A 16,366-nucleotide genomic window follows, 5' to 3' on the forward strand; every position below is an offset into this window, starting at 1 on the left:
AATTTATATTGACACAAAGTGGTTTTTTAAGTAATTTCGTGTCCCCCAAAAATACATGCTGAAATTTTTTCATCTATCAGCTTCGAATATCTCAGGATATAACTAGTATTAAACTTTATATGTGATGGCTGTTGCAAAGGTAAGTTTGTTGGATGCATTACACGAACATTTCGGATTTGATTCCTTTAAGGGTAACCAGGAGAAGATCATAAAAAATATACTTTCCGGAAAAGATACTTTCGTGATAATGCCAACGGGTGGCGGTAAGTCTTTATGCTACCAGCTGCCTGCATTGATGAGTCCAGGAGTGGCACTCATTGTAAGTCCGTTAATTGCTTTGATGAAGAATCAGGTGGACCTGATCCGTTCATACAGCAGCAAGGATAACGTGGCGCATTTTCTCAACTCCACGCTCACCAAGGCGCAGATTAAAAAAGTGCGCTCGGATCTGACCAGCGGCAAAACCAAGATGCTGTATGTGGCACCGGAAACACTCACCAAGCAGGAAAATATAGACTTCTTCAAAGAGCTGGAAATATCATTCATTGCTGTTGATGAGGCACACTGTATCTCTGAATGGGGGCACGACTTCCGGCCAGAGTACCGCAGGTTGAGGGAAATGATTGAAATGATCAACCCTGAATTGCCCATTATTGCTTTAACAGCTACAGCCACCCCCAAGGTGCAGAGCGATATTGTGAAGAACCTGGAATTGCGTACACCGGAGATCTTTATTTCCTCCTTTAACCGCCCGAACCTTTATTATGAGATCCGCGCCAAGCGGAAAAAGGACCTGGTGATCAAGGATATCGTGAAGTTCATTCACCAGCATAAAGGCAAAAGCGGCATTATCTATACGCTGAACCGTAAAACCACAGAAGAACTGGCAGATATGCTGGTGGCCAACGGCATCAAATCCGTAGCCTACCATGCCGGTCTGGATTCCACCACCCGTGCCGGGCGGCAGGATATGTTCCTGCATGAGGATGTGGAAGTGATTGTTGCCACTATCGCCTTTGGCATGGGGATCGACAAACCGGATGTGCGTTTTGTGATCCACTACAATATTCCCAAAAGCCTGGAGAACTACTACCAGGAGACCGGCCGCAGTGGTCGTGATGGCCTTGAAGGGATCTGTCTCTGCTTCTATTCCTACAAGGATGTGCAGAAGCTGGAGCACCTGATGCGGGATAAACCACTTTCCGAAAGGGAAATGGGGGCACAGCTCATTAACGAAACCGTGGCTTATGCGGAAAGTTCCGTTTGCCGCCGTAAAGTGATCCTGCATTATTTCGGGGAGAAATACGAAGAGGAGAACTGCGGTAAATGTGATAACTGCCTTCATCCGAAAGAGAAGATAGAGGTAAAGAACCGCGCATTTATCGTTTTAAAGGCCATACAGCAGCTTGAAGAACGTTTTGGCACCGACTACGTGGTGAACATCATTACGGGGCAAAGCAACCCCCAAATCACCACTTTCCAGCACGATAAACTGGAGGTGTTCGGAGAAGGGAAGGAATTCGATGCGCATTTCTGGAATTCCCTGATCCGCCAGATGATGCTGGAGGGGTTGATCGAAAAAGACATTGAAGAATATGGCTTGTTGAAGATCACGGCCAAAGGAAATAAATTCATCAAAAAACCATTCTCCATCTGGTTCTCCCTGAACCACCAGTTTGATGAAAGCGATGGGGGTGGAGAAGATGAAGATGGCGGTACCGGGGAAACACAGGCTTCTGCGGACCCTGTGCTGGTAGAGATGTTAAAGGAACTGCGCAAGAAAGTGGCAAAGGAAAAGAACCTGCCTCCGTTTGTGATCTTCCTGGAAACATCCCTGGAAGATATGGCTACGCAATATCCCACCACAGTTCAGGAGTTGGAAAAGATCTCTGGCGTAAGTAAAGGGAAGGCCATCCGTTATGGTAAGAAGTTTGTGGATGTAATTGCGAAGTACGTGGAGGAGAATGACATTGTGAAACCGGATGACTTTGTGATGAAGAGCGTGGTGAACAAAAGCGGGCTGAAGGTATTCATCATTCAGAACATCGACAAAAAGATGCCGCTTGAAACCATTGCGAAGAACAAGGAACTGACCATTCCCCAACTGCTGGATGAAATGGAAACGATTGTGGCCAGCGGTACCAAGCTGAACCTGGATTATTGTATCGATGAGGAGCTGGATGATTACGCGCAGGACGAGATCATTGAGTACTTTAAGGGCTGTGAGACTTCCAGTTTGCAGATTGCGAAAGAGGAGCTGACGGAAGGGAATTATACGATTGAGCAGTTGAAGCTGGTGCGGATTAAGTTCCTTGTTGAGTATGGTAATTAACAGCAATTCCCTGTTTTACAAAGTGAAAGGAAAGTATTATTTTTATAGTGCGTTAGTGAGATTTTTTCAAAAAGTTTTTGTTTTTTCGAAGAATATCTTACTTTTGCATTCCCCTAGCGAAAAGGGGTAGTTGGTGCGGTAGCTCAGTTGGTAGAGCAAAGGACTGAAAATCCTTGTGTCGCCGGTTCGATCCCGGCTCACACCACGGAAAAGAGATCATCGGAAACGGTGGTCTTTTTTTTTGTGCCTATATGATATCTTTACTAAAAAAGATATCTATGAAACGAACTCTCCTATGCTTTGTTTTCCTGTTTCCCCTTGCCCTTACTTCAACAGCCCAAACTACACCCGACCCTTTTATTCTTGATAATGGCACAGGTAAAGGCAGGTTAACCCTTTTTAATGAGAATAATATTTCAAAACTCTTTGGTACTACTACTGGATTCGGTGCATTTCAACCTATTGGCCTTATAGGATCAAGAACACTTGTTGCATCAAATGGAATCTTGCCTGCAGATGATGGATCAACGGCATTACAGGTAAACGGAAATGTGTCATTCACAGCTACACCTGCTGCCACAAAACGCGGGGCCAGATTCTTTTTTGATGAATACCGTGGAGGCAGAAGTGTGCTGGTATTGGATGCAAACGGGGGCAATTTTTCAGGGGTGGATTATTTTTATGTGGAACATTCTCAGGGTGATCTTGGAACCGGTTTAATAAATGCGGCAGCCGCTCCTTTAATGTTGGGCACCTATGATCAGGAAAGAATGAGGATCTCCGGAGATGGAAATGTTGGTATTGGTACTGCTTCTCCCTCTGCCAAATTGCATGTTGATCAGGGAACCGCTTCTCCCCAACAGGAATTAAATGCTTTTTCCATTTCAAGAAATGGATCGGACCATGGGTTCTATCAATTTGTAACGAATTATGATGCTGCAATCTCCGTGAACAATTACCTCTCTATCAAAACCGGTGGGGCGCACACTGCCTTAACGATTAATAATAACACCGGAAACGTGGCTATTGGCGGGATAGACTCCAAGGGTTATAAACTCTCTGTTGCGGGAACTATGATAGCGGAAAAAATAAAAGTAAAAAATCAATCCGCCTGGCCTGATTTTGTTTTCGATGCAGGTTATCAGCTTCCCAGCCTGAAGTACGTAGAAAACTTCATAAAGACGAATAAACATCTTCCTGAAATTCCTTCTGCCAACGACATTGCCCGTGATGATCACGACCTTGCAGAAATGAATAAAAGGCTCCTGCAGAAAGTAGAGGAACTAACGCTTTATCTTATTGATCAACAAAAACAGCTGACTGAGCAGAAGGCAGAATTATCTAAACTGAAAAAACAGGTTGGCGGAAAAAGATAATCTTGTCTCACTAAAAAGCCCTTCCATAACGGTTATTAAAGTATCCGGAAATTTTACCGGGCACTGCATAAAAACAATAAAGCCCTCGAAGACTCGAGGGCCATCTGCATGTGATAACGATAGCTTTTCTCTGCTATCGATTCGTCGTCTTCCCCAAACGTCTCTACGAGACTTATTTCTTTAGCGGGAGGGTTACGGTGAAAGTGCTTCCTTCGCCCACTTCACTCTTTACTTCTATATCTCCTCCCATGATGGTTGTTAAGTTCTTTGCTATAGATAACCCCAAGCCCATTCCTCCGAACTTTGTTTTATAACCGGAAACGATCTGGTGGTACTCTTTGAATAGATGCGGCAGGTCTGTGGAAGGGATGCCTATTCCCTGATCTGTAATTTCTATACAGGCGGTGTCCTCCTCCCGTACATAACAAACAATGGTTACGCCGGTGGATTTAGGACTGTATTTCAATGCGTTAGCTAAGATGTTATAGATGACCTGGGTTAGATAAGTTCTGTCTGCATAAATGGTGGAGGGGAAATCATTGGCAACGCGTTTGACGATAGAGATCTCCTTTTCCATGAACATGGCAGCCATGGAATGCAGCAGATTGTCCATCCACTTCCGGAAATCAAAGATGATCTCGTCCATCTGGAACTTTTGCATGTTCTCCTGCTGGGCAGCCAGCCTTACCCGTTCGAATATTTCATGCAGGTAGTTAGAGGAAGAAAAGATCATCTGGATCAGCTCGTGGGCAAATTCTGTGTTTCCGTTGTCCAGCTCCAGCTTTAATAAACGGGAAGCCGATACAACAGCATTGATCGGGGTACCGATCTCGTGGAGAGTGGTGCGAAAAATGGATTTCATTATTTCGCCGGATGTTTGTTCGTCAAGGATATCGTGGGAAGCCATGTGGGTTAGGATTAGGTATACAGGAACCAAATTTCGGCTGCGGGGCAGAGAAAAACAATAAGGAACCTGCCCTATATTTATGCGTATAAAGGAGTAGTGGTGCCTGCCATGGCGGGTTTGGGGCTACGATTCGAGCTTATTGATCAGCTGTACTTTGTTGGTGATGGCTACTTTTTCGAAGATGTTCTGGACGTGTTTTTTCACCGTTCTTTCCGCAATGAAGAGGGTATCACCAATTTGTTTGTAGGAATAACCTTCGCTGATCAGTTTGGTGATGTCTATTTCGCGGGGGGTTAACTGATAGGCTTTGCAGTTTTTCTCAAACTTGCTTGTGGTGTCTTTTTGTTTAAAATCGAGGTGTCCTCCGGTCTTGAGGGCTTTTATGGCATTGTCGTAAAAGGCATGTTTTTGTTTGGCGGTGTTTTCCAGTACGGAGCTGACCTTTAGGATCAGTTCATCAGAGCTGAAAGGCTTCTGTATAAAGTCGATCGCGCCAAGCTTCAGGCCTTGCGCTCTGTCCTGGGGAGTATGTTTGGCGGACAGGAAGATGAAGGGGATGTGTTTATACTCCGGATCTTCGGTAAGTATTTTGGCCAGCTTAAATCCATCTACCTTATCCATCATCACATCTGAAATAATGAGGTCTGGCAATACGGGGTATTCCCTCATTTTTAGCAGGGCTTCTGCTCCATTGAAGGCAACCGTTACGTTATACTTCGGGCTCAATTTTTTGAACAGGTAGCTGACCATGGTGGTATTATCCTCTACGATCAGCACGGTCTGTTTTTTTTCATCATAGATGGAATCTGCAATGCTGAGCTTACTTATTTCCAGGCCGGCATAATTATTCACATTGTAACCGGGGTTGGTTTCTTCTTTTTCCTGCTGTTCATGTTTCAGCAGGATGACCCTGACCTTTGTGCCGGGGTCATTTTCAGGATTACTTTCAATGATGATCTCTCCCAACAGGTCGTTGACTGTTTTTTTAACGATCGGCAAGCCCAATCCCATTCCCTGGGAACCGCCTTTCTCTGAATTGATCTGGTAATAGGGTTCAAAGATCCTTTCGTGTAATCCGCGGGTAATGCCAATGCCATTATCACTTACCGCAAAAATGATCTTATTGCCTTCTGTTGTTAGTTCTATATTGATGTGTCCGCCTTCGTTGGTATATTTTATAGCATTCTCGGTAAGGTTAACAACAATGCCGTTGACGGCTCCGGGGTCTGCTTTGATCATGAGCCCCTCTGTTATGTTTTCCTGGAGAGAGATGTTTTTGTTGCGGCAATAGTTTTTAAACAGTACGAGGTTATCTTTCAGTATACGGCTGAAATTGGCTACCTGATTGTGGTTATAGATCTCAAAGCCCTTGTTATATCTTTCCAGGTCAAAGAGATTGCTGATGTCTTTATTCAGTTTGTCGATGTTATTCTTTACAATGCCGAGCTCTTCTTTAAACCCATACTTATTAATGTACTCATCCAGGTAGTTCTTTATCAGGGTGAGAGGGGTTTTTGTTTCATGTACCAGGTTTACCAATGCATTTGTTCTTTGCTCATTCGATCTTTCCAGCTGATAGGTTTTTTCTTTTACTTTCTCTGTTAAAGTATCTTTTGCTTCCCGCAACTGGTCCCGTTCTTCCATGAACTTCCTCACAGATTTGACCATAAAGAAGGAGCTGAGCAATAGAAAGTTAAGGTTATTGAACAATGCGCCCAATAACCATTTTTCTGCATCGGATATAAGGTCGATAGCAGGTGAAGCACACCAGATCACAACAGCCCAATAGATCCATAACCGCTGGTGATACCCTTTTTTATCTTTATCTTCCTTATACTTTGAACGGATGGCACGATAAGAAGCGATGAGTGCTGTCACTGCATAACAGGCCGGAAGATAATAAGCGTAATTTTTTACAAAATCGAAATCGTTAGTCAGCGGATAATAGATCAGGTATAAGCCCCCAACAGGCACCAAAAGAAATAAAAAGCCGTATTTACCGTGAAAACGCAGCCCTTTTAATTCCAGTGTTTTATAGCAATAGAAAGGGATGTACATGGTTACAAAATACCCGGTGCTTTCACTTAGGATATTCTGCAGCATGATGGGAACAGGGATCAATGGATCCGGAAGTATAAACAGGTTTTCCGCGATGTTATAAAGGATCAGCAATACGGAGAGTATCATATGATACTTCCTGTTCTTCTCGTGTTTGCGCGCGAGGAAGAACAGGAATTGATTAAAAAAGATGGCAATTTCAAGCACAATGATCGCGAGGATCACAAAATTCACATGAATGGGGGGAAGGAGCATAATTGGCTTTTAAACCAACACCAAGAAACTATATATATCCTATCACGAACGTTAATTATTTGTTAATGAAGCGGTTGTTTGTTTTTAACTTGTTGAATAACAGTAGGCTGAGTGTTTTTTGAGGTCTTTCGGAAGATGCGTATATTTAGTAAGCATAGATACCCCGATTCCGAATAGCCAGGATTTACACGTACCCCAGAATCCACAGCACGACAATACAATCAGGAATGGACATCAAAGTACAGGCGTTATTATTGGCAGATCATATTTACCGTGACCATAACACGGGTAAATTTGTGATTGCCGGCACATTCCACCAATTGAATGTGGCTGCGTTCCCTGCTACCTTCGGGCATTCCGTGGGTGTTTTTGTTTCACTTTCCAATGTGATCGGGAAGAAGGAGATCACGCTTCATTTTGTGGATGCTGTTACACATGAGGTGTTACTGAATACAAGGGCGATGGAGATCTTTGGAAATGATCCGCATCTGCCCATAGAGTTTGCGGTGGAAGTTCCGCCACTTCCTTTGCCCCATGCCGGCATGTATTGGCTTCAATTAAAAACGAATGGCATCATGGCAGGGTCTATACAAGTGTTTGTATATGGCCCTCCGGAAAACAGAAAATAAATTATCTATCATGAACGCGCTGCTGAATAAAGTGCTGCATACACCTGTAGAGACATACAATCCTGCTGATGTGATGGCTGTGGTGAATACACTGATCCCGTTGGGAAAAACAAAAGCACTGGAAGAGATGATCTCCGCTGTCATTCCGGCTAATACGTTGGATGTGGTAGGTGCTTTCTGGGTATTGAGGGTACTCTTTGAACTTCCTCCGGAAGAATTTTATCCTACGGTAAAAATTGGCCGGCCGGATATTCCTCCTCCGGAAGCGGCTTATATCATGCCACGATTCCCAATTGTGATCATCTGGGATATTCCTTTTCTTGTTGTTAAAGGTTATGATCTGAATGGTGTGCCGGAGCGGGTGGAAGGGCATATCAATTACTTCCGGGAATATGGGATCATCCGGCACCAGGAGTTGACGCTGCCAAAATCATCCACGGGTATTGAAGCGGAATTTCTCACACTGTGGGAATCTGCATATGGTGATGCGTATCTCCGGGAGGGAACGAGTACTTTTAAAGAACAATTGAATAAAGTGTTTTAATAGAAAGGGGCCGATTTGCATCGGCCCCTTTTACGTATTACTTGGCTAGTGGATTGTTCTGCAATTCCAGGTCAGGTAAGGCAAACAGGAATCTCGTAGGAACGGGTTTCCTTGCTGGTGTTGGTATCGCTGCCCTTGCTGCTCCTATGACCGCAGTGGCTCTTCCGGTACGCACCAGGTCAAACCAACGTTTGAATTCCCCGATAAATTCGTATCCTCTTTCGCGGAACACCATGTCGTCAAAGGCTGCCTGTGTTAGTCCGGCTGGCAGGTCTGCTACTGCGCTCGGGGTTGTCATGCTTATACCGAAAGCCCTTCTTCTCAAAGTATTAACGGCAGCATAAGCATTGGCAGGGCCATTGAGTTTATTCTCTGCTTCTGCGTAGATCAGCAACACATCTGCGTAACGCCAGAAATACAGATCATTTCCATTACCGGTATCGATTGGTGCGTTGGGGTCTCTGTATTTACCCATGCGCATGTCGTAGATACCCGGTTCTACTTCTGCGGCTGTTACTACGCCGTTGATGAGATAACTATTGTAAACACTTAGTTTTTTGCGGAGGTCGTTATTATCCCAATCCCTGATCAAAGGGGCTTGCGACATAATACCTCCAAATTTATTTCCGCTCACGGAAAAGCCCGCAGCCTTTGCTTTTGAGTCCGCCCAATATGACGCCATAAAGTTTCCTCTTTCCTGTACCTGTGAAAACTTCAGGGAAAAGATATCTTCTTTATTGGTGGCAAGTGTGGGAGAATACACCGTGGTTAATGATGGTTCGATATCATAACCGTAGGTGGCTTTGTTATCTATTATTTCTTTTGCTTTATCGCGCGCATTCTGATAATCGCCCTTTGTAAGATAAACATCTGCCAGCGCAGCTTTTGCGGCACCGGATGTAGCCCTTCCTGCCTTAGATTCCGCCACGGTTGCCGGTAGAGCTGCTTCTGCGGCCTTCAGGTCTGTGATGATCTGATCATAAATAGCTGTGGTTTCTGATAAAGCCAATGCTACATCGCTTGAGTTAAGAATGGGTTTTAAGCGTAAAGGCACTTTACCCCATACCCGCACGGCAAAATAATAACATACGGCCCTTACGAAATAGGCTTCTGCGTATGCGGTCTTTTTCAGGTTTTCCGCCAAGGTGGTGTTAGCATCCAGGTTGGCGATCAGGAGGTTGGCCCTTCCGATAGCTTCGTATAAAGTGACCCATGGCTGGCTCATGCTGTTTGGTGCATTCATTACGTTATTATAATTGCTCCAGTTCAGTTGAACAGAACCTCCGTCCGCATATTCTGCCATGAGCTCAAAACCCAGGCCTACTGTGGATTCCCACAAACGGCCACGGCTTCTGGTCATGGGTTCATACACGCCAATGATGGTTTGTTCCAGCAGGATGGGGTCCAGATCGCCAAGTGCGATGGTGGCTTTTGGTTTTTCTTCCAACAGCTTATCGCAGGCAGAATTGCTGAGCATAATAAATGCAAGCGTAGCTATGATGGTATAAATATTTGATCGTTTCATAAAGTAAGAATTAAAAAGTAATGCTAAATCCTAAGGTCACGGTTTTTGCTGCAGGATAAGATCCCAGGTCAACTCCCTGCCTGCGGTCGTTCCCATTAAATGTATTCACTTCCGGGTCGAAGCCTGAATAGTTGGTAAAGGTGATCAGGTTTTGTCCGCTCGCGTATACATTCAGGTTTTTAACGGTTTTGCTGTTACCCAGGTTGAAGCTATAATCCAGTCTTATGTTCCTCATGCGGAAGAATGATCCGTCTTCCATATAACGGGAAGAACGGAAGTGCTGATTGCTGGCAGCAAGACTTGGTTTCGGATAATATTCCTTAGCTGCTTTCATCTTGTTGTATTGTTGTACAACGTTTGGACCCGCTAGTTCAAACAAGGCGAAATTGTTAATCTTTGATCCGCTTACACCAGCCCATACGGAAGTGAGTGTGAGTTTTTTATAGCGGATGGTGGGATTGATACCATAATACAGATCAGGGTAGGGGCTTCCGAGGATCTGGTTATCCAATGCATTGATAACATCCAGACCATTTTGATCTTTATCTCCATTCACATTCAGGTGAATGGGTACCCCGTCCTTATCCAGGCCCAGGAATTGGGGGCCAAGGAAAGCAGAGAGCGGTACACCTACACGGATAATACTGTTTGAGCCGGATGCATCATTACCGCCGGATATGGTTGGAATATCCTTACCATCCTTGGTTTTGGTAACCTTGTTCTTATTCTGGGAAAGGTTCACGTCCACGGAGAATCCCCAGTCTGAAGTATTCACAATGTTGGCGCCCAGCGTAAGTTCCCATCCCTTGTTCTGTACTTCTCCCACATTATCCAGGATCTGACCAGCCCCGGAACCAATACCGGCACCTACTCCGGCGGATGGTGGTAATTGTACCAACGCCAGGAGATCTGTGGTTGTTTTAACATAGTAATCGAAAGTGAGACGGAATTTTTCATTTAAGAAGCCTGCATCCAAACCGATGTTTGTCTGAGAAGTAGTTTCCCATTTCAGATTAGGGTTAGGGAAAGTAGGCGCAAGCCCAACCGCCTGGCCAGTTCCAGCTCCCTGACCTGTGTTCACTGTTCTGCCTAATAATAAAGACTGGTAAGGTTTGATAGCAGGGTTACCTGCCTGGCCCCAGCTGGCCCTTAGTTTTAAATTAGACAGCCATTGGCTTTCTTTCAGGAAGTCTTCTTCTGAAACACGCCACGCTGCTGAAACAGAAGGGAACACGCCATATTTATTGTTCTCTGCAAATACAGAGGCGCCATCTCTTCTGATGCTGGCAGCGAGCAGGTATTTATTTTTCAGGGTCAGCCTTACTCTTGCAAAACCTGATATGATGGTGTTTTCCGTTACATCTGTTAGCGGTTTGCTCACCGTGTTGGCAGAATTGAAATTATAATTCTTCAGCGCATCGCTACCAAAACCGGAAGCGGCAAGATCTACTGTATTTAAACGGTCCTTTTGGAAAGATACCCCGGCAATGGCTTCCAGGTAAGTATCCTGTGAGAAGTCGTATTTATATTCCAGGAAGTCTTCTGCGAGTACGGATGTTTTATCATAGAGCCCCAGCTCTGCGGAGCCGATGGCATTTCCTAAACGGGGAAGCAGTCTTGGAAAATAAAGGTCTCTGCGGATATGATAAAAGTCGGCAGAAACGCGGGTGGTATTGGAGAGGCCCTTTATGATCTGGGCTTTGAAATCAAGGCCGCCCTGTATACGGGTGGTGGTATTTCTATCCAGCACTTCTTTTGCAACGGCTACCGGGTTTTCCACATCAATACCATTAAAACTGAAGGGCGATGTATCTGTATAAGTTCCATCAGGATTATATACCCCTACTGTTGTGATGGAGCGGAGGATGGAGCCTACACCCGATTTACCGAAGTTGCGGATATTGTCTCCCACAGAAGGAGAGAATCCGTCCTGTATAGCGCGGGAGGCCATAATGCGGGATTGTACGCTAAAGCGTTCACTTATTTTACTGTCCACATTAACTCTAACGGATGCACGTTTATACCCGCTGTTCATTACAATACCTTGTTGGTTCGTATAACCGGCAGAAATAAAATACCGGTTCCTTTCCGTACCGCCGCCGATGCTTAAACTGCTGTTGGATAAAGCGGCTGTGCGGAACACTTCATCCTGCCAGTCTGTATTAATGGCTGCAGAAGCATTGGCGAGATCAGTGGGAACAGGCAGACCTGTATTATTGTAAAAGGCTTTGGAATAATCGATGTATTCCTGGCTGTTCATCATTTCAAGTTTCTTGCGGATCTTTTGAAAACCGAGAGAACTTTCGAACGTGACCCTGGGCTGGCCAACCTTACCAGATTTGGTGGTCACCATCACTACGCCGTTTGCAGCCCTTGATCCATAAATGGCCGTGGCAGCAGCATCCTTCAATACTTCTATGGATTCAATATCCGAAGGGTTGATAGTGGATAATCCGTTAGCACCACGCACATCATCATTGAATTGGGGGAGACCATCAATTACATACAATGGTTCATTTCCGCCGGCGATAGAGGAAACACCCCTGATACGGATACTGATGCCGGCACCAGGCTGGCCGGAAGTTTGTTGCACCTGTACACCTGCCATCCTTCCCTGGATAGCCTGTTCAATACTTACGGCAGGGATCTCCTTGAGCTTATCCGCTTTGAGGGAAGTAACCGAACCGGTGAGGTCTGTTTTCTTAACAGCACCATACCCTACAACAACTACATCGCTGAGGTTCCGGGTATCGTCTTTCAATTCAACATCTAAAGGCACACCTGTTGTGGCGGCTACTTCTTTGGGCTCAAAGCCAATGGAGGAAAAAACCAGGGTGACCCTATCGTCTCCCGAGGCCGTTAGTACAAAGGAACCGTCTTCCGTTGTGGCTGTGGCAATTTTTGTGTTTTTGATCTGGACGGTAACCCCGGGGATGGGGCCTTTTTCCGGAGATGTTACTTTACCTGAGAATCGCTTGGTCTGTGAAAAGACGGATAGGCTTGAAAGCAAAGCTAATGTCACAAACAAGACTTTGTTTCTGTACATACATTTTCATTTAAGTGGAATCAATAATCGAATAACGGGAATCTAGTGCTGTTGGTTAAAATGTCCTTCCTTTTGGTTGCTGAAACAATCGATTGCAATAGTTAGATCTTCTACATTTAAGCTACTATTTTTATTTCAAATAAGCGCTGTTTATTTCTTAGAAACTTGTCTAATAACATGTAATTGGTACGTGTTTTATTTACACATTGGTTGCTTAGATCTTCAAGCTGCTGGCCCTTATATCGAGGGTGGTATTCAATTGGATGGTTTTGTAAGCTACCGGAGCAGAAGGATCTTCTATCTGCTCTATCAACAGTTCGGCTGAGATCTGTCCTATTTCAAAAGTCGGTTGCCGGATAGAAGTAAGGGCGGGAGCCAGGTAGGGGCTTACCGGATTATCTGAGAACCCGGCTAAAGCCACATCTTCCGGAATGCGTAACCCTAATTCTCCCAAAACTTTCAGGCAGCTGATGGCTAATCTTTCTACAGAAAAGAATAAAGCATTTGGTTTGATGTTTCCGGAGAAAAGGTGACGGATGGCGGCGTCCATCGCTGTTGTATTAAAATCACAATGCACCATCCATTCTTTACGCAGGGGGATGTCATATTTCTTCAATGCTTCTTTATACCCGTTCAACCTATTCTCTGTGATGGATAACCATGGCGCCATGGAAATAATCGCAACATCTCTGAAACCCTGTTGGATCAAATGTTCCACACCCTGAAAAGCACCTATCTTATCATCTACCACTACTTTATGTGCGGGAATCCCTTCATGGATGCGATCGAACATTACCATGGGGGCATTCATTTCTTCAAGATGATCAAACTGGCGGGTTTCCCCGGATACAGAAATGATCAGTCCATCCATCCGGCGGGATTCCAGTAAATGCACACTGGCCACTTCCCGCTCATAGGCTTCATGGCTTTGGAAGATCATCACATGATAACCTCTTTTGTATGCGATATCCTCTATTCCTGCTATGGTAGCGGAACAGAAGGTGTTTGCAATTTCCGGGACGATCACACCGATGATCTTACTGCGTTTTTCTTTTAAAGAGAGAGCAATGGGATTGGGGCTATAGTGCAGTTCTTCCGCCACCTGCCGAACGAGTAAACGCGTTTCCGGTTTGATGTCCTTGCTATCACGCAAGGCCCTCGAAACGGTGGAAGGCGATAACTTCAGCTGTTGAGCAATATCCTTGATGGTTACAGAATGCGGTTTATTCATGTGTTTTGCCAATTCTCTAATAAAGCCCCATTTTTGGGGGGCGCTTATAACTGTATCGTAAATTTTCCCTGAATTAAATGTAATATATTTAATGCAAACGTTACCGGTATCGTTGTAGGTGTTTTGTAAGGAACGGAAATTTCCCCTGATCTTGTATTACAACACGTATATAGCTACTTTTAGTGGGTGCTTCTAAATTCCACATTAAATTTTCAATTATTTCTTATGATGAGCTATCGCTTTTCCAGACTGCTGGTGTATCTTTTCCTGTTCTCGTGTCTGGCTTGTAAAACTACCGGCAAAATGGAAAGCAGCCAGGTGAACTGGAAAAACATCCAGGTACTGGTGTATACAAAGAACGGCAAGGGTTATGTACATGACAATATTCCGAATGCGGTAGCGGCATTTCAGAAAATGGGGAAGGAGCATGGGTTTACAGTGGATGTATCTGATGATCCGAAAGTTTTTACTGACGATAACCTGCATAAATACGCAGCGCTGATCTTTACGAGCACAAACAATGAAGTGTTTGATACAGAACAGCAGAAAGTTGCCTTCATGCGGTATATTCAATCCGGCGGCGGATTTATGGGTGTTCACTCAGCCATTGGTACAGAACGCAGCTGGACCTGGTTTAAACAATTACTGGGTGGAACTTTCCTCTGGCATGCGCGGTCCCAGTCGTTCAAGGTGAATGTGATAGATGCTTCGCATCCATCCGTAAAAGATGTGCCGAAAGTATGGACGCGGTTTGACGAATGTTATTTTTCAAAGGAACTGTATCCGGGCATAAAGGTGGTAATGGCACATGATGTATCCAGCCTGAACCCTAACCAGGATACCCTGATCAAAAAGAGCATGGGTTCTTACGGGAACCTTTACCCGGCAGTATGGTACCAGGATTTTGATGGCGGGCATGTTTGGTTCACGGCTTTGGGGCATCATAAAGAAGATTATGAAAAAGCGGATCTTGTGAACCATCTTTACCAGGGACTTCATTGGCTGGTTGGACAAACAAGGGTGAGAGACCTTTCCAAAGCCTATGCTACCAGTCCACAGACACCGGTTCGTTATTAATAAATTTATAGATTGATGAAATATTCCTACATCCTGGCTTTAGGCTTGTTTACAGTAGCCTGCAATCAGCCAACGGCAAACGACAAAACCGATATGGTACAGCTGATCACTTTGGACCCCGGGCATTTTCATGCGGCCCTTGTGCAAAAGTCCATGTATCCGGGTATTGACAGTGTGGTAAATGTTTATGCGCCTGATGGTGCAGAACTGAATGCACACCTTGCACTGATTGATTCTTATAATGCAAGGTCTGAAAATCCTACACATTGGAAAGAGGTGGTGTATAAAGGACCGGACTTCCTGGAGAAAATGCTGGCAGAGAAAAAAGGCAATGTGGTGATCCTGGCGGGAAACAATAAATTGAAAACATCTTATATCAACAAGTCTATCGCCGCAGGATTAAATGTACTGGGAGATAAACCCATGGCCATTTCCGAAGCGGATTTCCAGTTGCTGGAAAAGACCTTTGCGGATGCGGATGAAAAAAAGGTATTGCTGTATGATATTATGACGGAGCGTTCCGAGATCACCAATATCCTGCAAAAAGAACTGGCTCATCAGCCGGCTGTTTTTGGTGAGCTGGAAAAAGGTTCTGTGGAAAAACCAGCTATTGAAATTGAAAGTATCCATCACTTTTATAAATACGTTTCCGGCAAGATCTTAAGAAGGCCATCCTGGTTCTTTGATCCTGCACAACAGGGAGACGCCATCGTAGATGTGAACACACACCTGGTGGATATTGTACAATGGATGGCTTTTGATACCACCATCATTGATTACAAAAAAGATATCGAAGTACAACAGGCTGAAAAATGGCCTACTCCTTTAAAACAATCTGAGTTCACTGCCATCACCGGTGCCGAAGTGATCCCGGATAACCTGAAACCATTTGTGGTACAGGATTCTATTATCAACGTTCCCGCCAATGGTGCTATCCATTATGCGATCAATGGTGTGAATGCAAAAGTTACTGCGCTTTGGAACTACCAGGCTCCGGAAGGCGGGGGAGATAGTCATTATGCTTTGGTGCGTGGTACAAAAGCAAATCTGGTGATCCGCCAGGGCAAAGAGGAAAATTGGAAACCGGAGTTATATATAGAGCCGCTGGAGAATGATGAAAAGTTTGCGCAGGACCTTCAGGCAACAATACAATCGTTACAGCAAAAGTATCCCGGCATCGGTGTGGAGAAAAAAGAAACAAACTGGAAGATCACTATTCCTGATAATCTCAAGACAGGCCATGAAGCACATTTCGCAGATGTAATGCAGCGTTATCTGCAATTCCTGAAAAATGGTAAAGTACCAGAATGGGAAGTACGCAACATGATCGCTAAATATTACGTGACCACAAAAGGATTGGCAATCGCCAAGCAACAATAAGGTTAT

The 16,366-nt window shown here is 44.7% G+C and carries 11 protein-coding genes and 1 tRNA gene; 7 read left to right on the forward strand and 5 right to left on the reverse strand.

Annotation, left to right across the window (positions count from 1 at the left end; genetic code table 11):
• Window positions 1–124: 124 nt before the first annotated feature.
• From recQ to AAHN97_RS24945, 3 genes are all read left to right on the forward strand, one after another.
• On the forward strand, window positions 125–2,332 hold the full coding sequence (gene recQ, locus AAHN97_RS24935; protein ID WP_343304807.1) for a DNA helicase RecQ: 2,208 nt from the start codon (window positions 125–127) through the stop codon (window positions 2,330–2,332).
• 132 nt (window positions 2,333–2,464) lie between these two features.
• Window positions 2,465–2,537, forward strand: a tRNA-Phe gene (locus AAHN97_RS24940).
• Between the two features lie 73 nt (window positions 2,538–2,610).
• The gene (locus AAHN97_RS24945) at window positions 2,611–3,708 is read left to right on the forward strand and encodes a hypothetical protein (protein ID WP_343304808.1); all 1,098 of its coding nucleotides are present in this window, start codon (window positions 2,611–2,613) and stop codon (window positions 3,706–3,708) included.
• Between the two features lie 172 nt (window positions 3,709–3,880).
• On the opposite strand, the gene AAHN97_RS24950 is transcribed toward AAHN97_RS24945, so the two are convergent.
• Both AAHN97_RS24950 and AAHN97_RS24955 read right to left on the reverse strand, forming a co-directional pair.
• The gene (locus tag AAHN97_RS24950) at window positions 3,881–4,615 is read right to left on the reverse strand and encodes a sensor histidine kinase (protein ID WP_343304809.1); all 735 of its coding nucleotides are present in this window, start codon (window positions 4,613–4,615) and stop codon (window positions 3,881–3,883) included.
• 123 nt (window positions 4,616–4,738) lie between these two features.
• On the reverse strand, window positions 4,739–6,928 hold the full coding sequence (locus AAHN97_RS24955) for an ATP-binding response regulator (protein WP_343304810.1): 2,190 nt from the start codon (window positions 6,926–6,928) through the stop codon (window positions 4,739–4,741).
• Window positions 6,929–7,155: 227 nt separating this feature from the next.
• Between AAHN97_RS24955 and AAHN97_RS24960 the strand changes: the two genes are divergently transcribed.
• Both AAHN97_RS24960 and AAHN97_RS24965 read left to right on the forward strand, forming a co-directional pair.
• Window positions 7,156–7,557 (forward strand): DUF6941 family protein, encoded by a 402-nt coding sequence (locus AAHN97_RS24960; RefSeq protein ID WP_343304811.1) that lies wholly within the window; start codon window positions 7,156–7,158, stop codon window positions 7,555–7,557.
• A 10-nt stretch (window positions 7,558–7,567) separates the two neighbouring features.
• Window positions 7,568–8,101, forward strand: a complete 534-nt coding sequence (locus AAHN97_RS24965) for a hypothetical protein (RefSeq protein ID WP_343304812.1) — start codon at window positions 7,568–7,570, stop codon at window positions 8,099–8,101.
• Window positions 8,102–8,138: 37 nt separating this feature from the next.
• Here the strand turns inward: AAHN97_RS24965 and AAHN97_RS24970 are convergent, their stop codons facing one another.
• From AAHN97_RS24970 to AAHN97_RS24980, 3 genes are all read right to left on the reverse strand, one after another.
• Window positions 8,139–9,626, reverse strand: coding sequence for a RagB/SusD family nutrient uptake outer membrane protein (locus AAHN97_RS24970; RefSeq protein WP_343304813.1), 1,488 nt, complete (start codon window positions 9,624–9,626; stop codon window positions 8,139–8,141).
• A gap of 10 nt (window positions 9,627–9,636) precedes the next feature.
• Window positions 9,637–12,672 carry a SusC/RagA family TonB-linked outer membrane protein gene (locus tag AAHN97_RS24975; protein ID WP_343304814.1) on the reverse strand — a complete coding sequence of 1,012 codons (3,036 nt, stop codon included), beginning with the start codon at window positions 12,670–12,672 and terminating at the stop codon, window positions 9,637–9,639.
• A 214-nt stretch (window positions 12,673–12,886) separates the two neighbouring features.
• On the reverse strand, window positions 12,887–13,903 hold the full coding sequence (locus AAHN97_RS24980) for a LacI family DNA-binding transcriptional regulator (protein WP_343304815.1): 1,017 nt from the start codon (window positions 13,901–13,903) through the stop codon (window positions 12,887–12,889).
• 225 nt (window positions 13,904–14,128) lie between these two features.
• Between AAHN97_RS24980 and AAHN97_RS24985 the strand changes: the two genes are divergently transcribed.
• On the forward strand, window positions 14,129–14,980 hold the full coding sequence (locus tag AAHN97_RS24985) for a ThuA domain-containing protein (RefSeq protein ID WP_343304816.1): 852 nt from the start codon (window positions 14,129–14,131) through the stop codon (window positions 14,978–14,980).
• A gap of 15 nt (window positions 14,981–14,995) precedes the next feature.
• Window positions 14,996–16,360 (forward strand): putative oxidoreductase C-terminal domain-containing protein, encoded by a 1,365-nt coding sequence (locus AAHN97_RS24990; protein ID WP_343304817.1) that lies wholly within the window; start codon window positions 14,996–14,998, stop codon window positions 16,358–16,360.
• Window positions 16,361–16,366: the final 6 nt, after the last annotated feature.

The organism is Chitinophaga niabensis (assembly GCF_039545795.1).
GTDB lineage: Bacteria > Bacteroidota > Bacteroidia > Chitinophagales > Chitinophagaceae > Chitinophaga > Chitinophaga niabensis_B.